This is a genomic window from Peptoclostridium sp. AF21-18 (assembly GCF_003478825.1).
Classification (GTDB): Bacteria; Bacillota; Clostridia; order Peptostreptococcales; family Peptostreptococcaceae; genus Peptacetobacter.
Genome location: NZ_QUGE01000007.1, coordinates 1 through 22,896 on the forward strand (window position 1 = coordinate 1; position 22,896 = coordinate 22,896).

The 22,896-nt window shown below is 29.6% G+C and carries 18 protein-coding genes and 1 riboswitch; of the genes, 11 read left to right on the plus strand and 7 right to left on the minus strand.

Features of this window, described 5'->3' with window-relative positions:
- Positions 1-100 precede the first annotated feature (100 nt).
- Positions 101-508 carry a YrvL family regulatory protein gene (locus DWX74_RS04735; RefSeq protein ID WP_147382053.1) on the minus strand — a complete coding sequence of 136 codons (408 nt, stop codon included), beginning with the start codon at positions 506-508 and terminating at the stop codon, positions 101-103.
- Positions 509-941: 433 nt separating this feature from the next.
- Here DWX74_RS04735 and DWX74_RS04740 point away from each other — a divergent pair, with 433 nt between their 5' ends.
- From DWX74_RS04740 to DWX74_RS04750, 3 genes are all read left to right on the plus strand, one after another.
- Positions 942-1,523 carry a DUF3867 family protein gene (locus tag DWX74_RS04740; protein ID WP_118548949.1) on the plus strand — a complete coding sequence of 194 codons (582 nt, stop codon included), beginning with the start codon at positions 942-944 and terminating at the stop codon, positions 1,521-1,523.
- A 32-nt stretch (positions 1,524-1,555) separates the two neighbouring features.
- Positions 1,556-3,790 carry an amino acid adenylation domain-containing protein gene (locus tag DWX74_RS04745; protein ID WP_118548950.1) on the plus strand — a complete coding sequence of 745 codons (2,235 nt, stop codon included), beginning with the start codon at positions 1,556-1,558 and terminating at the stop codon, positions 3,788-3,790.
- A gap of 224 nt (positions 3,791-4,014) precedes the next feature.
- On the plus strand, positions 4,015-4,827 hold the full coding sequence (locus tag DWX74_RS04750) for a C39 family peptidase (protein ID WP_118548951.1): 813 nt from the start codon (positions 4,015-4,017) through the stop codon (positions 4,825-4,827).
- A gap of 240 nt (positions 4,828-5,067) precedes the next feature.
- Here DWX74_RS04750 and DWX74_RS04755 read toward each other — a convergent pair whose 3' ends face one another.
- The 3 genes from DWX74_RS04755 to DWX74_RS04765 all read right to left on the minus strand — a co-directional run bounded on the left by DWX74_RS04755 (position 5,068) and on the right by DWX74_RS04765 (position 9,562).
- Complete coding sequence (locus DWX74_RS04755) at positions 5,068-6,969, minus strand: ABC-F family ATP-binding cassette domain-containing protein (protein WP_118548952.1); 1,902 nt, start codon at positions 6,967-6,969, stop codon at positions 5,068-5,070.
- A gap of 16 nt (positions 6,970-6,985) precedes the next feature.
- Positions 6,986-8,446, minus strand: coding sequence for an aminotransferase-like domain-containing protein (locus DWX74_RS04760; RefSeq protein ID WP_118548953.1), 1,461 nt, complete (start codon positions 8,444-8,446; stop codon positions 6,986-6,988).
- 210 nt (positions 8,447-8,656) lie between these two features.
- On the minus strand, positions 8,657-9,562 hold the full coding sequence (locus DWX74_RS04765) for a D-alanine--D-alanine ligase (protein WP_118548954.1): 906 nt from the start codon (positions 9,560-9,562) through the stop codon (positions 8,657-8,659).
- A gap of 293 nt (positions 9,563-9,855) precedes the next feature.
- Here DWX74_RS04765 and DWX74_RS04770 point away from each other — a divergent pair, with 293 nt between their 5' ends.
- The 3 genes from DWX74_RS04770 to DWX74_RS04780 all read left to right on the plus strand — a co-directional run bounded on the left by DWX74_RS04770 (position 9,856) and on the right by DWX74_RS04780 (position 13,266).
- On the plus strand, positions 9,856-11,043 hold the full coding sequence (locus DWX74_RS04770; RefSeq protein WP_118548955.1) for an alginate O-acetyltransferase AlgX-related protein: 1,188 nt from the start codon (positions 9,856-9,858) through the stop codon (positions 11,041-11,043).
- Positions 11,044-11,118: 75 nt separating this feature from the next.
- On the plus strand, positions 11,119-12,381 hold the full coding sequence (locus tag DWX74_RS04775) for a competence/damage-inducible protein A (protein ID WP_199647567.1): 1,263 nt from the start codon (positions 11,119-11,121) through the stop codon (positions 12,379-12,381).
- A gap of 93 nt (positions 12,382-12,474) precedes the next feature.
- Positions 12,475-13,266 (plus strand): Cof-type HAD-IIB family hydrolase, encoded by a 792-nt coding sequence (locus DWX74_RS04780; RefSeq protein WP_118548957.1) that lies wholly within the window; start codon positions 12,475-12,477, stop codon positions 13,264-13,266.
- Positions 13,267-13,391: 125 nt separating this feature from the next.
- On the opposite strand, the gene DWX74_RS04785 is transcribed toward DWX74_RS04780, so the two are convergent.
- Together DWX74_RS04785 and DWX74_RS04790 are read right to left on the minus strand one after the other, a co-directional pair.
- A complete protein-coding gene (locus tag DWX74_RS04785) occupies positions 13,392-13,982 on the minus strand; it encodes a zinc dependent phospholipase C family protein (protein ID WP_118548958.1) in 591 nt (196 codons plus the stop codon).
- 196 nt (positions 13,983-14,178) lie between these two features.
- Positions 14,179-15,747, minus strand: a complete 1,569-nt coding sequence (locus tag DWX74_RS04790) for a sigma-54 interaction domain-containing protein (protein WP_118548959.1) — start codon at positions 15,745-15,747, stop codon at positions 14,179-14,181.
- A 366-nt stretch (positions 15,748-16,113) separates the two neighbouring features.
- Between DWX74_RS04790 and DWX74_RS04795 the strand changes: the two genes are divergently transcribed.
- From DWX74_RS04795 to DWX74_RS04815, 5 genes are all read left to right on the plus strand, one after another.
- Positions 16,114-17,046, plus strand: coding sequence for a DMT family transporter (locus DWX74_RS04795; protein ID WP_118548960.1), 933 nt, complete (start codon positions 16,114-16,116; stop codon positions 17,044-17,046).
- 264 nt (positions 17,047-17,310) lie between these two features.
- The gene (locus tag DWX74_RS04800) at positions 17,311-17,982 is read left to right on the plus strand and encodes a TVP38/TMEM64 family protein (RefSeq protein ID WP_286164208.1); all 672 of its coding nucleotides are present in this window, start codon (positions 17,311-17,313) and stop codon (positions 17,980-17,982) included.
- A 103-nt stretch (positions 17,983-18,085) separates the two neighbouring features.
- A complete protein-coding gene (locus DWX74_RS04805) occupies positions 18,086-18,634 on the plus strand; it encodes a TerD family protein (protein ID WP_118548961.1) in 549 nt (182 codons plus the stop codon).
- A 24-nt stretch (positions 18,635-18,658) separates the two neighbouring features.
- The gene (locus DWX74_RS04810; protein WP_118548962.1) at positions 18,659-19,948 is read left to right on the plus strand and encodes a patatin-like phospholipase family protein; all 1,290 of its coding nucleotides are present in this window, start codon (positions 18,659-18,661) and stop codon (positions 19,946-19,948) included.
- A gap of 92 nt (positions 19,949-20,040) precedes the next feature.
- Positions 20,041-20,144: riboswitch (glycine riboswitch) on the plus strand.
- A 207-nt stretch (positions 20,145-20,351) separates the two neighbouring features.
- Positions 20,352-21,599 (plus strand): saccharopine dehydrogenase family protein, encoded by a 1,248-nt coding sequence (locus tag DWX74_RS04815; RefSeq protein WP_286164209.1) that lies wholly within the window; start codon positions 20,352-20,354, stop codon positions 21,597-21,599.
- Between the two features lie 122 nt (positions 21,600-21,721).
- Here the strand turns inward: DWX74_RS04815 and DWX74_RS04820 are convergent, their stop codons facing one another.
- Positions 21,722-22,870 (minus strand): diguanylate cyclase domain-containing protein, encoded by a 1,149-nt coding sequence (locus DWX74_RS04820; protein WP_118548963.1) that lies wholly within the window; start codon positions 22,868-22,870, stop codon positions 21,722-21,724.
- Positions 22,871-22,896: the final 26 nt, after the last annotated feature.

The following is a 22,896-nucleotide window of genomic DNA, read 5'->3' on the forward strand; positions in this document are numbered from 1 at the left end:
GCCTTTTATGGACTTTCACCACAGATTAATAGCATGCCCGTCATACTAAAAAGAGTACTTATCAATGCGATAGGTACTCTTTTTTACTAAATATTATGTTTTAATTTTCTTCTTTATCTTTTAAAAATAAATACTCTATTGAAGAAGTAAATACATATAATAGCACAGAGAATAAAATCTTAGTCCTAAAAGGAATAGAAATAGACTTCATAATACTATCCACAACCAACAATCCCAATAAAACTAAAACAAACTCTACTAAAAATTCCAAAACCTTATAAAAAGATTCTGGAATACGTCCCTTAAAATGCACGAAGTCCAATATAGACGTACTAATAAAATCTAGAGGTATAGTAAAACATACAAAAATAAAGAAGAATAAAAATACTGCTGGAATAGAATTATATTCAAATCCGATTAAAGTCATTAGACCAATACCAACAAAAGTGGTTACAGCATAAATAACACCAAATGAAATTACCATAACGATAATTAATGCTATCAGCATTGCAAAAGCTGAATTTTTATTTTTTTTTGAAATCGAACTCACCACCTAAAATATACTTTTAGAACATAAATAATTACAAAAATAAATTAGATAAACGTTAGTATTACTAAAAAATAAAAATAATCATATGTATAGAAGATAACAGTTTTTAAGCCTTTTTTCAATATATTTGGATAAAAAGATAACATATATACAACCAAAATAATGCTTTTGATATAGTATTACCCATTTTTAATTAATTTTAATACTTTTATATCATTATTAAATAAATACTTATGAATAAAATAAAGATAAAGCCATTAAATTTTCAAAAATTTTAAGCTAAATTTTATTTATATATGTTATAATCTTTAATATAAAAATAGCTTTTCCAATTAAATTAAAAGTTAAAAAATAGATAAGCAATTAAACAAAAATTTCGGGAGGTATAAAAATGTCTGAAATAATAGATTTTAATGAATTAAAAAATAAAGTAAAAGAATCTGACGTAGATAAATTTGAAGATTATATGTACAGCCTTTATAGTGATGTTGCTAGCGGTAACCTAAGTATGGCTGGCTTTTCAAGAAAAATGATGGACTATATGAGAGATAACAATATATCTCAAGAAAAATTCTATAAAATACAGCAGAAATTTATGGAAAGATACGGAATGGATACAAAAGAAATGGACGAACAGCTTAAAAAATTCGGACTAGATCCAGAAAAAATAAGCGGAATAAGTTCTTCAAATCCATCTCAAGAAAGTGTAGACCGGTATACTAAAGCATCTGGCTTCTATGATAAATACAGTCAAAAAATAAAAATCAAAAGTAATATAACATCTTATATAAAGAATGATTTAAATGATATAGAGATAATAATAGAAGAGGATAAAGTTCTACTTTGTAGCAATAAAGCTATAGATTTATCAGACAGAGAACTGAATGAATTCTTAAGCTCATACAGAAATATGTTTGATAAAACAATAAGAGTAGTTCTTTGCGAAACTACAAAAAAATACGACTACAAATAACCCTTCCAAGTCTTTGAAAAGGGGGAATTAGAATGGAAAATACAGAAAAAAAGATGTCTGTAAGCTCGGAAAGAATAAAAAGAGCAGCACTACATTGGTCTAATCTGCTTGAAGGTTATAATAATATGGCAAAAATTCCAGCAGATTACTTCAACAAAGAAGTAGACGGCATAATAGCAAAAGAAAAAATAGTAATTAATAAGGATAAATACGCTAGATTAAAGAAGTTTTCTGAAAAACAGGGGATAAATATAACGGATATAGTAGAGTTAATATATGGTCTGATTTTGCAAGAATATACATTTGAAAGGGATGTTATGTTTGGTAGTACGATGAATATTATCCCAATAAGAATTACAACTGAGGAAAATGAAACTTTTGTAGATGTACTTAAAATATTTGTAAATCAGAAAAACAACTCAAAAGAATATTTGACTTATATGCTTTCTGAGATAGAAAAAAATAGTCCATTAGATAAAAAATTGATAAATACAATTTTTGTAAGTGGAAATGTAGATATGTACGCAAAGGATATGATTGATGACCTTATGCGACTTAAAGGATATGAGTTTGCTGTAGATATGGTAGCTGGTGAGGGGACTCTAGTTATAAGGGCTAAGTATATGCCTTCTAAGTACAGCAAAGATACTGCAGAAAGAGTTTTATCTATGTTTGAAACAGTTATTTCTCAGATAGTAGAAAATGAAAAAATAGAAATGAAAGACATAAGATTTGTTTCTAAAGAAGAGGAAGAAGAAATATTTGAAGAGTTTAATATGAGCTGTAAAAAAAGACCACCAGATATGACATTTATGGATGGCTTTTATGAACAGGTCAAGAAAACTCCAGATAATATAGCTATTAGTGATGAAAAAACATCTATGACTTATAGAGAGCTAGATATTGTAACAGAGAGATTTGCTGGATATTTAAATAGCATTAGTATAAAAAGAGAAGATACAGTTGCAGTTATTCTACCTAGAAATATTGGTGTAATAATTGCAGCAATAAGTATAATGAAAGCAGGAGCTGCGGTATTTCCAATAGATATAAGTAATCCATCTGTTAGAATGTCATATCTTTTAGAGGATAGTGAGGCAAAAGTAATAATAACTTCTAAAAAATTAGAAAATCAACTTCCTAAAACAGATAAAAAACTATTATTTATAGAAAATGAGTCTATGTTCAATACAGATATTCCAATAACAGAGTACGTGTACCCTGATAACTGTGCATATAGAATATCTACATCAGGATCTACAGGTAGACCAAAGTGTATGTCTATAGAGCATAGAAGTCTTATGAATATGTGTATGTACGCTATAGATTATATAAACGCAGATGAAAATGATATTTGTGGAGTTTATCTAAGTTTTAGTTTTGATGCAGCAGTTAAACAGATATTCCCATATTTGCTTTGTGGGGCATCAGTGGATATAATTCCAGAAACCGCAAGAGCAAATGAATATACAGTAAATGAGTACTGTGAAAAGAAGGGGATAACGATTTTAGCAGTTCCAACTATATTCGCAAAAAGATTTATTAAAAATTGTGATAACAAGTATTTAAGAGTATTGCAATCTGGAGGAGATAAGCTAAAAGGATATAAAGAAAGAAATTACAAGATATATAATGAATATGGTCCAGCAGAATTTACTGTACTTGCGACTTCATTCTATGTAGATAAAGAGTACGAAAAGATTCCAATAGGTAAACCAATTTACAATACTTATGCGTATATATTTGATATGAATGGAAATATATGTCCAATAGGTGTTCCTGGAGAGCTATGTCTTTCTGGAATACAGATATCTAGGGGATATATGCATAAGGAAGAGCTTACAAAGGAAAAATTTGTAGAAAATCCATTTGCATTTGATAAGTACACTAGATTTATGTACAAAACAGGAGATCTTGCTAAATGGTTAGAGGATGGAAATATTGACTGCATAGGAAGAATGGATAGTCAGGTTAAGATAAAAGGCATAAGGGTTGAGATATACGAAATTGAGAATGAAATAAATAACATTCCAGAAATAAAAAGCTCTGTTTGTATAGCTAGACCAGACGAAAAAGGAGAACTTTACTTAAAGGCATTTTATGTATCTGATGAAGAAGTGGATCCTAAAAAAGTAAAAAACTACCTTCAAATGTCTTTACCACCTTATATGGTTCCTGAATATATTATGCAGATTGACAAAATACCGGTTACTCCAATAGGAAAGGTAAATAAAAAGAAACTTCCTAAGGAAAATATACCAGTATAAAATAGGATAATAATAAAAATCTATGAAAATTGCTCTGATAAATATAAAAATATCATCAAGCTTCATAGATTTTTCTTATTTTTTGATAATATACCAATAAAAATAATGAACCAAATATTTCTAAAGATACTCTAAATATTATATGAAGATATTATGTAATTCATTTACAAGAAAAGAAAAAATGATTAAAATGGATATTACAATAATAGTTAGGAGTATTTATTATGAAAAAGAAAAGAAAGCTTAAAAAAAGCATAAAAATAACAATAGCATTTGTAGTATTATTGATAATAGCTGTTTATACAAGAGGTTCTGGTACTGAAAACACTGATGCTATACCAGTTGAAAATCCTACAAAATACACTGAAGAATTCCAAAAGAGAGCAAAAGAAGACAATAGATATAATGAGGTTATACAAAATATAGAAAGTTATCCAGAAGATGTAATAAAATTATTGTATTCTAATGGAGAGACTTTAGATTTTGTTCTTAGTAGAGATAATTTTAAAAAGCCATCGTTTCTAATAAATATAGGTGAAGAATGTGGTGATGGCAAAATACCAAGACTTCAGCAATGGGATCCAAAATGGGGATGGTACGAATATGGAGATAATGTACTTGCAATAAATGGATGTGGTCCAACAGCGTTATCAATGGTTGTATCTGGGCTTACTGGTGATAAAGATATAACACCTATAAAAATTGCTAAGTATAGTGATAAGCATGGATTCCACGAAGCTGCTGGAACAAACTGGAACCTTATGGTAGAAGGCGCGAAGAAATACGGTGTAAAAGGTTTGGCAATAGATAATACAAAATCTAGTTTTGAAAGTGCGTTAAAAAACGGTAATCCTATAATATGTAGCGTAGGACCAGGATACTTTACTAGAGAAGGACATTTTATAGTAATTGCTGGAATGAAGGACGGACAACTTGTAATACACGATCCAAATAATATAGCTAGAAGTGAAAAATTATGGAACTATAATGACATAAAATCACAAATAAAAGCAGCTTGGGCGTACTCGCTTGAATAAGGCTTGTAGTATAAAAAAGAAGAGGTGTATAGCCAAATAAACGACAATACTGCAAGCGACACTGAAGTTTAAATACGCAAAATGAATTGTGTAAAAGCTGTTTCAGAAAAACTTATGAAAATAAAATAGACTGTCACCCTAACGACAATCTGGAGACGGCTCATGACTTTGAAATGTGTTACTCTAAAGAGTGAGCCGTTGAAGCCTGGAGTAGGGGACAGTCTTTTTATTTTCATTATTTTACTGGAAGCTTTCTGCTAATTCATTTAAGTATTCCCAGCGTTCATATTTATATTCAAGTTCTTTTTCTAATTCTGCTTTTTCGTTCATTATTTCCTGAAGTTTTGTGAAATCAGTAGCATAAACTGCAGTACTTTCCTCAAGTGCAGCGATTTTCTTTTCTAATTGCTCTATATCAGAATCAATAGAATCATATTCCTTCTGTTCTTTATAAGAGAACTTAGTCTTTTTATCAGACTTTGGTTTCTCTTTTTCTTTCTTAGGCTCAACAACTTTTTCTGGTTTATCGTCTTCAAATTCAATTCCTTGAATTTCTCTAAAAATAGTATAATCGCTGTAGTTACCTGTAAAAATAAAGATTCTACCATTTCCTTCATAGGCAAAAATCTTATTACATATTCTATCTAAGAAATATCTATCATGTGAAACAGTTATTACAACACCGTCGAATTCATCAAGATAGTCTTCTAATCTGCTAAGTGTTTCTATATCAAGGTCATTTGTAGGTTCGTCAAGAAGTAGCACATTTGGGGCACCCATAAGAACTCTCAATAGGTGAAGTCTTCTTCTTTCACCACCAGATAATTTTTCTATCATAGTATGCTGAAGAGTACCATTGAATAAGAATCTCTCGCACATCATAGATGCTGTGATTTTAGTTCCATCAGCAGTTGTTATATAATCACTTTCTTCTTTTATATAATCTATGGCCTTCATACTAGGGTCCATATGAGAGTCGTCCTGAGAGAAACAACCTATTTTTACAGTTTCACCTATTTCAATAGTACCGCTATCTGGCTGTAATTTACCATTTAAAATATTTATAAGGGTAGATTTACCAAGTCCATTTTTACCTACAATACCAATTCTATCTGTTCTGGCAAGAGTGTATTCTAAATCGTCGATAACTTTTTTACCATCGAAACTTTTAGATATATTTTTTATTTCGATTATTTTTTTACCAAGTCTGCTTGATGCTACAGAGATATCTATTTTTTCGTCTTCTTTTATAACTTCACGATTAACAAGCTCATCAAATCTCTGAAGTCTAGCTTTCTGTTTAGTTGTTCTAGCTCTAGCACCTCTTTTAACCCATTTTAGCTCATTTCTGATAAGATTCTGTCTTTTATCTTCCATACTAGATTCAAGCTGAAGTCTCTCCATTTTTTTCTCTAAGAATAGAGTGTAGTTTCCTTCATAGCTAAACAATCTACCTTTATCAAGTTCAAGAATTCTATTTGTAACTCTATCAAGGAAGTATCTATCATGTGTAATCATTAATAGAGATCCTTTTCTTGAGTTTAGATATTCCTCAAGCCAGTCTATAGTATCACTGTCTAAGTGGTTGGTAGGCTCGTCAAGAACTAGAAGCTCACAAGGTGTTATAAGTGCAGATGCTAGAGAAATTCTCTTTTTCTGACCACCTGAAAGCTCAGATACTTTCTGGTCAAAGTTATCTATTCCAAGCTTTGTAAGTACAGCTTTAGCATCATTTTCTAAATCCCAAAGATTCATTGTATCTATCTGTTCTTGAACTTTTATAAGTTCTTCATTTGTTTTGTCAGAGTACTCTCTTTCTAATTTTTTTAATAAATCCTGATATCTTCCAAGAAGGTTTAATTCCTTTGATTCAGCCTTAAATACCTGTTCAAGAACAGTTGCATTTTCGTCATAGTCAGGGCTCTGTGGTAAATACTCAATTCTAACTCTATTTGCCTTTGTTATTTTTCCACTATCTATCTCTTCAGCTCCAGCTACAATTTTTAAAAGAGTAGACTTACCAGTACCATTTACACCGATAAGACCAATTTTTTCACCGTCATTTATACCAAAAGAAAGATTTTCTATTAATTTTTTTTCTGAATAACTTTTGCATATATTTTCAAATGTAATTAAATTCATAATATCTCCTTGCTAATTATTTATTTTCTTCGTTCATTTCATCTATAGTTTCACCGATTATTTTTATACCTTTTTCAATATCTTCAAGTGAAAGCCTAGATAACCCAAGTCTTAGGGTATCATATCCATTATTATCTGTAAAGAATATATCTCCAGGCATAAATATAACCTTTTTATTGTAGCACATATCTAAAAGTTCTCTTGCATCAATACCTTTTAGTTTTATAAAAATATGTAGTCCTCCATCGCCCAAAATATATTCGTTGTTGATATATTTTTCTACACATTCACGAGCAACACCAAACTTTTCGCCATAAACCTTTCTTATTTTTTTTATATACTTTTCAAATTTTCCGCTATTTAGATAATCAAAAAGAACTCCTTGATCTAAGAAAGAAGTATGTATATTTCTACAACGTTTCACACTTATCAGCCTATTTATGATTTTTTTATCCGCATAAATCCATCCAATTCTCATGCCTGGAAAAAGTATTTTTGAAAAACTACCTATATATATTACCCCGTTTCCAGAAGTGTCAAAAGATGAAAGAGGGAATATATGCGAACTTGAATATAATAGTTCTTCATTAAAACCATCCTCAATAATAGGTATAGAGTATTTTTTCATAAGATTATAGAATTTTAATCTGCTTTCAGGTGGCATTACGCTACCAGTTGGATTATGGTAGGAAGGGGTAAGATATGCAAATTTTATAGAATTTCCATGTTTCTCTAAAATATTTTCTAGCATATCAAAATCTAATCCATCTTTCCCAATATCAATACCTTGTATATTTATTCCATGTGCTCTCATTATTTTTATAGAAGTATTGTGAGTTGGATTTTCACAAATTATCATATCACCTGGTTTTGTAAATGAAGATAGTATCAGGTCAAATGCTTCAGTAAATCCATTTGTAACTAATGTGGTTTTAGATTTAGAAAAAGATCCTTTTTTCTTCATATAATCACCTAAAAAATCTATCAACGGCTTATAACCTTGTGCATATCCATAATTGAGTAATTTATGACTTTCAACGGAAATTCTACTCATAAATGATTTCTTAAACTCATCCATATCAAATAAATCTCCATCTGGAGAGATACTTTTAAATGAAATTAGATCAGAACTCCAGGGAATCTCATTTTTTACTATATCAAGCTCATTTGCAGTTTTTGAAAAACTATTTTCAAGACTCTCCCAATCTATATTCCAATCAGAAGAAGTAATCAATTTTTCTGAGTTTACAAATGTTCCCTTTCCGTTCACAGAGTATAGGAAGCCGTCAGCTTTTAGCTCGTCGTATGCAGCTATAACTGAATTTCTACTGACAGATAGTATTTTTGAAAGCTCTCTTGTGGATGGAAGTTTGCTTCCGTTTGGAAGAAGTCCCTTATTAATCAAGGAGCTTAAATAATTTTTGATTTGTATATATATAGGAAGATTACCTTCCAATTTAAAATCTGAAAAAATCAAATTATCACCCTCAAAAAGTAAATTTATATTTCATAAATTGAAAAATAATTTCTAAAAACTTTATTTTAAAGTAATTATAAAAATTATTAATCTCAATTACTATTATATTATACTTTAGAAAATAAAGTTAGAGAAAATAAAATAGAATGCATAAAAAATAGGACTGTGCAAAATTGCGCAAGTCCCATTTTTTTAATACTATATATAATATTATTTTAGAGAGCAAGAAATTAATTTATCTAACAGCTGAGAGTAAGATATTCCTTTAGCTGCAGCACTTCTTGGAATTAAGCTAGTAGCTGTAAGTCCTGGAAGAGTGTTAAGTTCAAGAACATAAGGAACACCATTGCTTATTATAAAGTCAACTCTAACATAAGCTCTACAGTTGAATGCATCCCAACACATTTTTGAGTATTCATTTAATTTATTCTGAAGTGATTCTTCAAGATAAACAACTTCTTCAACGGCTCCATTATCTGAAGAGTATTTAGCTTCGAAATCAAAGAATTCCTGTTCTGATTTTATAGAAACTGTAGGGAATACTTCACCGTCAAGTATGAATGAAGTACATTCTTCACCTGGTAAATACTGTTCTATCATTACTTCAGTATCTACTTCAAGTCCTTGTCTAACAGCGTCTTCTATCCCTGCTTTTTCTTTTATCATAAAAGTAGCAACACTTGATCCTCCAGAATTTGGTTTAACAAATACTGGATATCCCATTTCTTCTATTCTATCGTAGTCTATTTCTTCTATTGATTTAACTGTAATCCAATCTGCTGTTGGTATTCCAGATGCTTTACATATTTTTTTAGATATATTTTTATCCATACACATTGCACTACTTAGTGGTCCACATCCAGAATATGGTATATCTCTAGTTTCAAGAACAGACTGAACACATCCATCCTCACCAAATTTCCCATGAAGTGCTAAGAAAGCAAAATCAACGTCATCTGGTATTTTTGTTATTATATCTGTTTTTTCATCTATTACAACTTTTATTGGTTCATATTTTTCTCTGTCAAGACTTTCGAAAACTCCTGCACCTGATTTTAAAGATATCTCTCTTTCTGATGATATTCCACCCATTACTACTGCTATTTTCTTTTTCAAAGTTATTCACTCCTTTTGATTTGTTAAAATCTATTTATTAAATTAAAGTAATTTCTAAAATGTAAAAATTTATTCATCAATCACCTAATTACTATTATATTGTCAAATAATAATATAAAAAAGAACCACAATATCTTAAGTTTAGCAATATAGTGGTTCTAAAAATTAAATATTAAAATAAAAAATATAAAATTTAATAATTTTTATATTTAAATGATATATAATATTAGTTAGTTTGAATTTTTTATATGTGACTAATTTAGATACTTTATAATTTTGAAGGAGAGTAAAGAATGAATGAAAGAAAAAAGAGTTTATTTTTGATAATACCATTTTTAGTTATAATATTTGGAGTTAGTGTTATTAATTCTTTTGCTAAGGATAAAGAAAAAAGTGAAAGCGAAAATAGAGCGTTAACTCAAAGACCTACTTTTGAGAATATAAAAGATAAAACATTTACAAGTTTATATGAAAATTATTATACGGATCAGTTTGTTTTTAGAGAAGAACTGATGAAATTAGATACAAAATGGCAATTAATTACAAAAAAATCTACGGTTAAGGGATTATATGTAACCGATGATGGATGGATATTGGGTGGAGTAGAGCGCAATAAAAAAAGACTAGATGATTGTAAATCTGATGTTGATATCATAGAAAAAATATCAAATAGCGTGAAAAAATCAGATAAAAAAATGTACTATGTTTCATTACCTCAAAAGGAAAAAACAATATCTCACAAATATCCAGATAAGTATGTAGACAAAAATTATGGTATGGAAAACAGTAAATTATTTTTAAATGCATTAAAGGAAAAAGGTATAACAAGTATAGACGTTGGAAGCTATTTTTTAGATAAGTTTGATAATGATGAACTAGAAGAATTTTATTTCAAGACAGATCATCATTGGAATTCTAAAGGTGCTTTTGAAGCATTTAAATATATAATAGATAGATTAAATATTTATGAAAATTTAAATATTGATTTGTCTAAATATAATTATAAAACTAGTTATATAGATGAAAAGCCATTTATTGGAAGTTATAATAGAAATTTAAATTGTGTATTAGATAAAAATGAAAAAATACCATATGTATATATGGATAGGGATTATAATAATGAATATTACGAACTAAAAAATGGAAAGTTTGAAAGAGTAAAAGAAAATTATATAATTTTTGATAGATATAAAGAAGAGGAAATGACCTATGGTGGTGCATATACAGGAAATCATTCATATTACAAAATGATAAATAAGGATGCTGTTACAAAAAAGAAAATAATGGTTATTAGAGATTCATACCAAGCACCTTTGACATGGTTATTATCAGATTTATTTTATCAAGTTGAAATTGTAGATCCTAGATATGTAGAAATGAAAACAGATGAAATATTAGAAAAAAGTGATAGCGATATAGTATTATTGATGCTTCATAATGGTGCAGACATAAAATCTATGTTATCTAATATGGAAAGTTAAATATATGTGATTTGAAAAAGTAAAATTATTCTGATAAAATTTATTGTATACATTATAAAAAAAGAGGTGAAATATTTGAGAGCAGAATTGATATCAGTAGGAACAGAATTATTACTTGGAGATATAGTAAACACAAATGCACAGTATATATCAAAAGAATTAGCTGCACTTGGAATAGGAGTATTCCATCAGAGTACAGTTGGAGATAATCCACAGAGATTATTAGAATGTTTTGATGAAGCTTTAAAAAGAAGTGATTTAGTTATAACAACTGGAGGACTTGGGCCAACTAAAGACGATTTAACTAAAGAAATGGCAGCAGAGTATTTTGGGCAGGAAATGGTGCTTCATGAAGAATCTTGGGAATATATAAAAGAAAGATGTATGAAATTTGCACCAGATAAACCAATTCCAGAAAATAATAAAAAACAGGCGATGTTTCCTGTAGAAGCTACAGTTCTAAAAAATAACAATGGAACTGCACCTGGAGCTATATTTGAAAAAGATGGCAAAAGAATAATAGTATTGCCTGGACCACCTTGGGAAATGAAAGCTATGTTTAATGAAAGTGTTAGACCATTTTTACATCAGTTTACAGATAGTATGCTAGTTTCTAGAGTACTTAGATTCAACGGAATAGGAGAGTCAGCACTTGAACTTGAAATAGAAGATATATTAGATAACCAGACAAATCCAACAGTTGCACTTTATGCAAAAGAAATGGAAGTACTTATAAGAATAACTGCTAAAGCAAAAGATGATGAAGAGGCAAAAGAGTTATTAGATGCAAAGGTTGCAGAGATCAGAGAAAGAGTAGGAAAATATATTTACGCAGAAGGTGGAGAAGAATTAGTAGACGGTGACTCTAAAATAGAAGAAACTGTTGCAAAAATGCTTGTAGAAAAAGGATTAACTATTGCTACAGCTGAATCTTGCACAGGTGGTTTAGTTGCTGGAACATTAATAAATTATCCAGGTATATCAGATGTATTTCTTGAAGGTTGTGTAACATATTCTAATGCAGCAAAAGTTAAAAGACTTGGTGTATCTGAAGAAACTCTTGAAAATTATGGAGCAGTAAGTCCACAGACAGCTACAGAAATGGCAGAAGGCATAAGAAAAGGACTTGGGGCAGATATAGGATTATCTACAACTGGTGTTGCAGGACCTGGTGGTGGAACAGATGAAAAACCAGTTGGTTTAGTTTATACTGCTATATCTATAAACGGAGAAACTAAAATAAGAAAAAATAACTTTAGAGGAGATAGACAGAAGGTAAGACGTAGAGCTGTAAGACAGATATTAATAGATTTAAAAAGCATGCTTGAAGAATTGTAAAAAAATACTAAAACAATAAATTTATTATTCTGATAGAATAATACCATAAATTAAATTTTTGAAAGAAACTGAAGAAAAGGAAGTAAATAAACTATGATAAAATATGTATTTTGTGATTTAGATGGAACTCTTTATCACAATGGGGTTAGTGAAGAAGATGCAAAAGCTGTAAAGAAAATAGAAGAAAGTGGAAGAATTTTCAATATAGCTACAGGAAGAATATTTAGACAGGGATATGAAATGGTAAAAAATGATATATCTCTAAATGGATATTTCATAGCAGAAAATGGATCATATATATACGATAGCGAATTAAATTTAATATTTACAGGAACTTTAAGTGATGATTTAGTAAGAGAAGTAATAAAAGAATACGAAGAAATAAAGAATGTAAAAGAAATGGAAGCTGAAATATACTTTAAATTTGATGGCAATATGCTTGTGCTAAACAATGGAAAAGCGTTCAATTCTTATTCTGATGATTTTTTAGTAGAGCCAGACTTTGCAAGTAGAGAAAGCTTTGATAACAAGGTGGGCAATATAGGATTTGCTTCTAACCATCCAGAAGAACTTGAAGAGATAGAAGCTAAGTTAAAGGAAAAATTTTCTGACAAGCTAGATATTTATTTCTCTAGTGAAAATACTATAAACTTAGTGCCAAAAGGTGTGGCTAAGAATAAAGCGATAGAATACGTTGTGGAAAAAGAAGGAGTAGATCCAAAAGAGGTAGCTACAATAGGAGATTCACCTAATGACATAAGTATGATAGCTGGTTTCGAACATGGATTTGCTATGGCAAATGCAAGAGAAGATGTAAAAGCAGTGGCTAAGTATGTTGTAAATAATGTAGCTGAGGCATTAGAAATAATATCTAAAATAAAATAATTATAAAATATAAAGAGTGATAATCTATGTAATGTACTATAAATACTAGATATCACTCTTTTTATTTGTAAAATAAAAAGGGGATCCGTGCTCGATCCCCGAAAATTCATAGTATAAAGATTAGTTTATGCTATCTGTAAACCTGCATTTGCATTACTATTAGAAAGGATACTTCCTAATACAAAATCAGTAACGCTATTGCAAACGTAAGTAGAAAACTTCAGATCGTTTTCTATATAATTTCCATTGCTTTTGTACTGGCTATAAAGAGTATTAAAGAAAGATTCGAATTCGCCTTCTTTTATATCTCCATCGCCTTTGATTTTTACTAAATCAGTTTCTTTAGCTTTAGCAGCAAGCTCTCTTTCATATATAACGTGTTTATTCATGCTGTGTTTGAACTCCCATCTTTCGCTGTGAGCAACACAGAAGAAGTCACATAAGAAATGGCATATAACACCTAGTTCCTGGCTTAGTCTGCTAGTAGAAAATACTTTTGATAAAGACTCAAGAGTTAAACTACATAAGTATTTAACTTTTTCTATAATCATGTTGAAAGATTCTTCCATATAATGCTTTTTTAATTTATATTTTGAAAACGCATCTGGCTTAACGTTGCCGTACACGAAGTTCTTTTCACTTATTAATAATGCCTTTTTTTCGTCCATATTTTCTAACACTGATTTAGCAATCTGAAAGTGTGTGTTCATTAACATATTTTTTCTCTGCACCTCGTAAAAAAATTTTCATCTAAAGTATCAAACATCCCAAGTAGAGAAGTTTGTATAACGTTAGACTTACACAAATAAAATGATTTGTGAGAAGAAATGTCAACTGCATTTCTTTACTAATATAATAGCAGAAAAACTTGCATTTTACAAGGTTATGTAGACAAAAAAGTCATTTTTAATATCATTTTTTTATGTGCTTTCTTATCAATCTACTAGCTTTTGATTGTGAAATTCCTAAAATTTCAGCGATTTTGTAACTACTTTTATATTTGTTGTAATATTCAGAAACAATCTTATTTTCGAAATTATAAATAAGAGCATTAAAATCTTGCAAATTATTATCGTCTATACAAAAACTGATATCGTTTACTTTTGAAAAAGATATAGGATGTTTTTCTTGAGAATCTTCAACAATTTTAGAATCTATATTATTATCTATACTAAATTTATCTGTTTTGTTTTTAATACTATTATCATTACAGCTATCAAAATCAGAAACAAATGAATTATTGTAAACTGATAAATTATCATATATGCCAGAATTATTATTTTTGATTGTATATATAATTTTTTCTGGCAGAGAATTTACATCTACGTAATTATTTTTTGATGTAAGTACGATGTTTTGCATTATATTTTGTAGCTCTCTAATATTTCCAGGAAAATTATAGCTAGCTATAAATTTAACTGCTTCATCAGATATTACTTTATCTTTCATATCAAATTGTATAGAGTATTTTTTAAAGTAGTAGCGAATCAAATTCAATAGATTATCTCCACGTTCCCTAAGAGGAGGCAATTTTATTTCTATTACATTTAATCTATAGTATAAATCCTCTCTAAAACTTCTTTCTTTTACTTTTGCTAGTATGTCCGCATTTGTAGCAGAAATAATCCTGATATCAACTTTTTTCTGTTTTATTCCACCCACAGGAAGAAATGTTTTTTCTTGAATTAATTGTAAAAACTTTGATTGAAGTGGAAGAGGTATATCTCCAATCTCGTCTAAGAATAAAGTACCACCATTTGCAAGCTCTACAAGCCCCACCTTTCCTTTGGAACTAGCACCTGTGAATGCACCAGATGTGTATCCAAATAACTCAGATTCTAGAAGTTGAGGAGAGATTGCTGCACAGTTTATAGTTATAAATGGACCATTTGCTCTATGACTGTGCTGGTGAATAAACTTTGCAAGTGAGCTTTTTCCAGTTCCAGATTCACCAAGTAGCATAATATTTACATTTGCCTTTGAAACTTGATCAGCAGTTTGCATAATACTCTGCATAACTGGACCGTTGCTTATAATATTGTCCTCGTATTTTAATGTAGTTCTATAGAATGTTTCTACCTCTGATTTATACTTGTTCATTTCTTTTTCTGTGGTCTGCAGTTTTGTTTTTATTTTGTTTAATTCTGTTATATCTCTTACATTTTCAACAACGTATTCAATTTCTCCATTGTCGGAAAAAACTGGTGTAGCAGTTATTAGTAAATTTTTTCCAGTATGAGTTTCTTGTTCTACTGTAATCTGATTCTTACTCTGTATAACAAGAGGAATAGGGCTCTTTGTAGCATATCCGTGATTTTCTAGGTATTCTACATTTTTTCCAATCATTTCTGATTTTGAAATTCCGTAGTTTTCTTCAAATGATTTATTACAAAATATAATCACACCATTTTTGTCAGAAACACATATTTCGTCGTGGGAAGCTTCTATTATTTTTTGATAAAAATCTTTACTATATTTCATAATTTCCTCCTCGTGTATATTTATAAGTCAAATATAACTTAAAAATCTTATTTAGACAATATTAATCATAAGTAAATTAAAAAATAAGTTGTAAAAGACTTAAAAATAAGTCTATTTTGATTTATATGAAGAGAAAAAGAATAAATAAGTTAAAAACGACTTAAAAATATCTACAAAAACGATAAAAAAATATATAGTCAAAATAAAAAAATGATAAAAATTGAAATAACCATAAGAAAAAAACTGTACATATTGCAAACGCTAACTTTTATAAATGTTAAATGCAAAAATAAAAATACTATATAAATGGCATGTATTTTGCTATTCAAATATAATGTAATAATAAAAAATTGAGGGGGTAATGATATGAAAAAAGGTGTAAATTCATACGTATTTATAGCAATGGCAGGGATTTTATGGTCTACGCTAGGATTATTTGGAAATATGCTTATGGAAAGAGGTCTTTCATCTGAACAGGTTGCATTTACTAGATTATTTATAGGATTTATAGTGTTATCATTATATTCGCTAATAAGAAGACCAGAAGTTTTAAAAATAAATTTAAAATGTCTTTTATATTGTGGAGCAATAGGAATAATATGTCAGGGGCTTTTTAATAAATGTTATTTTAAAGCAGTAGAAGTGACTGGTGTTTCAATAGCTGCAGTTCTTTTATATACTTCACCATTGTTTTTAGCGGTATTTTCAAAAATAGTTTATAAAGAAAAAATGACTAGAGCTAAGATAATTTCTCTAATTTTATGCTGTATTGGAGCAATTATGGCAGTTACTGGTGGAGTACTTGATCTAAAAGGAATAAATACATACGGAATTATAATGGGAATAATGGCAGCAATAACTTATGCATTAATGCCAATAATAAGTAAAAATGCATTAAAAGAATTTTCTAGTGAAACAATTTTAATCTATGGATTTTTATTTGGAGCAATATTTATGATACCTTCAGCAAAACCAGTTGAAATGATAGGATTTGTTACAGACATGAATGTGCTTCCATATATGATACTTCTAGGAGTATTCCCAGCGGCGATGGCATATATATTCTATGCTGAGGGAATTGCTAGAGGATGCGAGCTTTCAATTGTAGGTGTTGTAGCATCTGTTGAGCTTATAGCTGCATCTATAATAGGATGGACTGTAGTAGGTGAAGTATTCACTATTGGAAAGGCAATAGGAGTTGCAATAATGTTTGTATCAGCATTTACAGCAGTTGCTGGAAATAAAGAAGTTGAAACAGAAGTTGTTGAGGAAATGGAAGCAGAAGCATATGTTGGATAGCTTTAACTAAACAAATTTATATTTATAAAGTTAAATTATATAGGGTGAATTTTTATAGAACGGTTTTAAAGGCTGTTACATTTTAGGGGAGAAAATGTAGCAGCCTTTTTTAGAATATTTATAGAAAAAATTAAGAATTCCTCAAGAATAAGAAGGTATAATAAGAGCATATATCAAATATATATATTAAATAAGCAAATAAAAATAAATATTAAAACTAATATTTATTTAATTTGTATCATTATAGATAAGAGGGGTTTTATTATGGAGCACATTCAAAATTTATTATATATAGCACAGGATAATTTAATATTATCTATAATTGCAGGTCTTTTTAGTGCATTTGTAGAAAGTTTTATACCAGCGCTTCCACTTGTAGCAATAGTTTCTGCAAATGCTGCAATATTGGGTATGTTCAAAGGTCTTGTCATATCTTGGATTGGATCAGGTCTAGGTACAACAGCACTATTTTTAGTGGTGTCTAGATTTAGAAATATTAGGATTTTAAAGTGGCTTTTAAAGAATAATAAAGTAGATTCAGTAATAGAATGGGTTGATAAAAAAGGTTTCAGTATTTTGTTCTTAGCTTATGCATGTCCGTTTATGCCTAGTTGCCGGGCCACTTTGGCATCTGCACTTTGTGGCAAGAAAAAATTAATAGACTTTATACCTCCTATGTTAGCCGGTAAATTTGTAATGTTTATAATAATAAGCTATATAGCAGAGGACATAACTGGATTTATCCACAGTCCATTAAAGATAGCTTTATTTATAGGCTTGACTTTAGTTTCTTGGTTAATTGGTAAAAGATTCAATAAAAAACTTGAACAGCACGAAGAAGAAATTGAAGCTAGTATAGTTAAGATAGAAGAAAGCACTAAGAAAATCAAACATATGAAGGAAGTTAAGAGAGAACATAAAAAAGAAAGAAGATGAACAAGAATAAATTACATATAATCTGCTAGTAAAGTTCACTTTTTTTAGAGATTTGTTGTATAATCTAATAAGTAGAAATTTTTAAAAGGAGATATTTTTTGAAATGAAGGAAATACTTAAAGGTCAGAAGGTTGAACTTACAAGAGATATACCAGAATTAGAAAATGTTTTGGTTGAATTTGATTATAGAGTAAATAATTATTTAAAGAAAGACGATTTTGAAATGGGTACGGCTGTTTTTTTAACTGACGGTAGCGGAACAATGACTAGCTATGAGGATTTTATTTATAGTGAAAATAGAGAGCATCCATCTGAATCAGTTAAATTAAACGAAAGAGAAGATAAAGTTTACATAACTATGTCTAAAATACCTAATAAAATAAGAAAGATAGCATTTGCACTTACTCTAACTGAGTACGGTGATGTATTTAGATATTATGATAGATTTGACTATTTATCTATGAGAATAATAGATTTAGATCGGGAAGAAGTAATATATAACTACCAGATAAATGATAGTGTAGGTCAGAATACAGAGATAGTATTTGGTGAAATGTATAGACACAATGGTGAATGGAAATTTAATGTAAATACAGATTATTTAGATGGAGGTCTTTTAAGTCTAGGTAAAAAATTTGGTTTAGGAATATAGCTATTATCACAGGAGGTGATAATTATGAAGGGAATTGCATTAGAAGGTGGATCATCAAAAGGCGCATATCATTTAGGAGTACTAAAGGCACTTTTTGAAAGAGGATATAAATTTAAAGGAGCTGTTGGTACATCTATAGGTGCATTTAATGCAGCTATGATAGTCCAAGGTGACTTTGATGTATGCTACAATATGTGGAAAAATATGCAACCTGAGACATTGTTCAATGTGGATAACCAGTTTATGGAGAATTTGGTCGACAAGAATATAGATAGAAGTATGTTAGAATATGCATCTACTGAAGCAAAAAAAGTCATAGCAAATAAAGGAATTGATACTACAAAGCTTAGAAGAATTTTGGATACTTATATAGATGAGGATAAAATTCGCGCATCTGAAATGGATTTTGGGCTTGTTACAGTTGAGTTTGACGGATTAAAACCTGTACCAGTAGAGATTTTTAAGGAGGATATTCCTAAAGGCAAGATAAAGGACTACATAATGGCTAGTGCAAATCTGCCTGTTTTTAAAAGTGAAGATATAGATGGTAAATTCTTTATAGATGGCGGATTTTATGATAATTGTCCTCTAAGGCTTTTAGAAAGCAAAGGGTATGATGATTTAATAGCTGTTAGAGTTTCTCCAAACAGAAAACTTAGAGAGCCTATAAAAGAGGATACTAAGTTTATAGAAATAAAACCTTCTGAGCCACTTGGGAGAGGTCTTATATTCAGCAATGATACTATAAGAAGAAATATGCTTAGAGGATATTTTGACCGGATTAAAAAGATTGAAGGATTAAAAGGAAATAAATACTACATAGATGGAATAACAGATGATGAGTTTATGAACAGATTGATTTCTTATCCAGATGAAAAGATATTACCTTATGCAGAAAGCAGAGGAGTTGTTGGTAAAAATCCAAAAAGAATTCTCTTTGAAAATCTTATTCCAGAAACTGCGGAAGCTTTAAAAATGGGAAAAGATGCGACTTATCAAGATATTTTTATAGAGTTGCTTGAGTCTATAGCAGAGGGGAAAAAGATTAAAAAATTTAAGGTTTATTCATTGGATGAATTTATAGACTGTATAAATAAATCTGAGGACGATGATTCAGCTAGTTCAAAATTATCTGAGCTTAAAAAGGCAGCATTTAGACTTGCAAAACCAATAGAAAAGATAACTCCTATAACTTTTAAGGAAAGTATTCTAAAGGAATTTGAAGAGAGTATGTTGGATGATATAGGATATCATGTAAGTCAGCTGGAAAGTTATGAAAAGAATGAAGATAAAGATGATGATGGTTGGGATTAGATAAGTATTAAAAAAATAAATATTTAGAATTAAAAAATTTGACAGTTTGATAAAAATCTTATATTATAAAAATGACAATCAAATATGTTCGGATGACGACTGCATTAGAGACTTTGTAAAAAGCGCCGAAGAAGCAAAACAGAAATTTCATCTTGTTTCTGTGGAAACTGACAGGCAAAAGGAGGGCAGTCAGACGATACTTTGGAGAGAGTGATTAAATTCACCGCCTACGAGGATATAACCAACTGGCAAAAGGACAGAGATATGGATGCATTTATTTGTGTATCTGTATCTCTTTTTATGTTTTTGCAAGGTTGGTATTTTTATGCTTATTTATAATAAAAAGAGAAATCCATATTTGTGTAAGATGCAAGACTATATATACAAAGAGGAGATAAGAATTATGAGAATGTTATTAGTAGGTGCCGGAGCAGTCGGTGAATCAATTTTAAGGATTTTAAAAGAAAGAGATAAAAATAGAGATTGGCTAGAGTTTGTAGTTGTTTCTGACTACGATTTAGAGAGAGCAAAAGAGGTTTGTGATAATCTAGGAGATTACGATAGATTTATACCAGAATTTGTAAATGCAAAATCAAAAGAAAGTATGAAAGAACTTGTAAAAAAATATAACTTAGATTTTGTTATGGATGCAACAGCTCCATTTTTAAGTAATTATATATTTGATGCAGCATTTGAAGCAGGGGTAGACTACGGAAATATGGGAACTTGGTCTGTTCCAATGGAAAATCCTGCATTTGGTTTAGGTATAGAAAATAGTTATACAGAGCCTATGACAAAATACAACTTTGATAGACACGAAAAATGGGCAGAAAAAGGACAGTTAGCTTGTATATGTATGGGAATAGATCCAGGAGTTGTAAATGTATTTGCAAAATACGCAGCAACAGAATTATTTGATGAAATAAAAGAAATACATGTAAAAGACGGTGGAAATCTTCAGATACCTTCTGCGGATAAAGACGATATTACATTTGGATTTAATGTGTGGACAGTTTTAGATGAATGTATGAATCCTAATGTTGAATGGGATAAAAACAACGGTGGATTTATAGTAGAGGATGCCTTTGCTGGTGAAGAAAAATTTGATATGCCAGAAGTAGGTGAAAACACATTAGTCAAAATTGAGCACGAAGAAACTGTTACAATGCCTAGATACCTTGAACAGTACGGATTAGAAAGAGTTACGTATAAAATATCTCTTGATGAAAACTTAATGAACGCATTAAAAGTTATAGATAAATTAGGACTTAGAGGAACTAAGCCTGTAGAAGTCGGTGGAGTGAAGGTTTCACCTAGAGATGTTGTAGCTGCGTGTGCTCCTCAGCCTAAGGATATAGGAAATGAAATGATTGGAGAAATGTGCGTTGGTATACATTGTAAAGGAATTAAAGACGGCAAAGAAAAAGAAATAATGATGTACCAGACATTTGATAATCAGGAATCTATGAAGGATTGGGGAATGCAGGCTGTAGTTGCTCAGACAGGATTTGGAGCAGCAATAGCAATAGAGCTTATAGGTAGAGGAATATGGACAGGAGAAGGTGTATACTCTCCAGAATACTTTGATCCGATGCCATACCTAAACATAATGGATGAAGCTGGATTTGATTATAAAATAAAAGAAATGTAAATGTATAAGTTAATAACTTTAGGATAGTGAAGTCATAGAAAAACTCCTCTACAGGCAATCAAGTTGCATTGTAGAGGAGTTTTTTTCTATCTTCTTCAATACACTAAGTTAGTTATTATTCTCTATTCTTGTAATTCTTCGTTTTCGTCAGGCATCCATGATGTTTTAAACCTTCTTTTGTTTTTACACATCATATAATCTGTTCTACTCACTAAATCAAATATAGATTTATCATAACCAAATTTATAAGAGTCATATCCTAAAGAAGTAATCATTTTAATATCGTGTAGTTTGTTGTAGGAAGATACCACAGATTGGAATAACTCTATATATCGTTCAACTTTTTCTTTAGGTTCGTTTTTGATAAGAATGATGAACTCATCACCACATATTCTAAAACAGTTGCCGATATCTTCAAAAGTATTTTCTATACTATCTGCTAAATTCTGTATTAATTTATCTCCATGAGAATAACCAAAATTATTATTTACGTATTTAATATCTGACAAATCTATAGAAATAGCCCAATATGAATTAAAATCATTTATATTTTTATCATCTTCTTTTAACTGCTTTTCGAAAGATTGTCTATTTTTCATTGATGTAAGGATATCTTTATATACTAGTTTTTCTCTCATATATATCAATGTTTCATTTCTATATTCTTTTACAAAATTATCAATAAGGGCAACTGTAGCTACTATTGAGAATATTAAAATTCCTAAAATTATTATCTCTATACTTTCACCCAAAGTACCGCCTATTATGCTAAGTATAAGTATTAAATTAGCTGAAGAAAAAATAGGGGTAATACTTTTTTCTCTATATATATTTGCAGCTAAAAATGTAGTAAGCAGTAAACCAATAAAAAGTATTATATAAATAAAAGTATCAGAATGTTCTACTGGGAAAATAGATACATTATCTAATAAAAATACCGCAATTGTAACGACAACCGCAAATCTATTAACTAGTTTTATAAAATGAAAGTATTTACTATTACAATATGCCTGATAAAGTTTTAATAGAGGAATTATAGATAATCCTAAAAATAAAAATCCATAACTTGTATCAGGATATTTAAATGAAAATAGTGGAAGAGCCACCATTGCATCAAATAATCCTAGATATAAAAAATCCATAGAGCTTACTTCATTCATATACCTATCTAAAAGTGAAAACATAAAAATTGTAAATAATCCGTATAAAAAAAGCATATAATTTGTGCTTAATATCAACTTTTGACTTGTTAAAATTAAATACCCCGCCATAAAAAACACCTCTTGCAAATAATTTT

Bases quoted from the DNA above. Each gene is read 5' to 3' on its own strand.
- DWX74_RS04735 (WP_147382053.1), bottom strand. From the start codon at position 508: ATGCTGATAGCATTAATTATCGTTATGGTAATTTCATTTGGTGTTATT.
- DWX74_RS04740 (WP_118548949.1), top strand. From the start codon at position 942: ATGTCTGAAATAATAGATTTTAATGAATTAAAAAATAAAGTAAAAGAA.
- DWX74_RS04745 (WP_118548950.1), top strand. From the start codon at position 1,556: ATGGAAAATACAGAAAAAAAGATGTCTGTAAGCTCGGAAAGAATAAAA.
- DWX74_RS04750 (WP_118548951.1), top strand. From the start codon at position 4,015: ATGAAAAAGAAAAGAAAGCTTAAAAAAAGCATAAAAATAACAATAGCA.
- DWX74_RS04755 (WP_118548952.1), bottom strand. From the start codon at position 6,969: ATGAATTTAATTACATTTGAAAATATATGCAAAAGTTATTCAGAAAAA.
- DWX74_RS04770 (WP_118548955.1), top strand. From the start codon at position 9,856: ATGAATGAAAGAAAAAAGAGTTTATTTTTGATAATACCATTTTTAGTT.
- DWX74_RS04780 (WP_118548957.1), top strand. From the start codon at position 12,475: ATGATAAAATATGTATTTTGTGATTTAGATGGAACTCTTTATCACAAT.
- DWX74_RS04785 (WP_118548958.1), bottom strand. From the start codon at position 13,982: ATGTTAATGAACACACACTTTCAGATTGCTAAATCAGTGTTAGAAAAT.
- DWX74_RS04790 (WP_118548959.1), bottom strand. From the start codon at position 15,747: ATGAAATATAGTAAAGATTTTTATCAAAAAATAATAGAAGCTTCCCAC.
- DWX74_RS04795 (WP_118548960.1), top strand. From the start codon at position 16,114: ATGAAAAAAGGTGTAAATTCATACGTATTTATAGCAATGGCAGGGATT.
- DWX74_RS04800 (WP_286164208.1), top strand. From the start codon at position 17,311: ATGGAGCACATTCAAAATTTATTATATATAGCACAGGATAATTTAATA.
- DWX74_RS04805 (WP_118548961.1), top strand. From the start codon at position 18,086: ATGAAGGAAATACTTAAAGGTCAGAAGGTTGAACTTACAAGAGATATA.
- DWX74_RS04810 (WP_118548962.1), top strand. From the start codon at position 18,659: ATGAAGGGAATTGCATTAGAAGGTGGATCATCAAAAGGCGCATATCAT.
- DWX74_RS04815 (WP_286164209.1), top strand. From the start codon at position 20,352: ATGAGAATGTTATTAGTAGGTGCCGGAGCAGTCGGTGAATCAATTTTA.
- DWX74_RS04820 (WP_118548963.1), bottom strand. From the start codon at position 22,870: ATGGCGGGGTATTTAATTTTAACAAGTCAAAAGTTGATATTAAGCACA.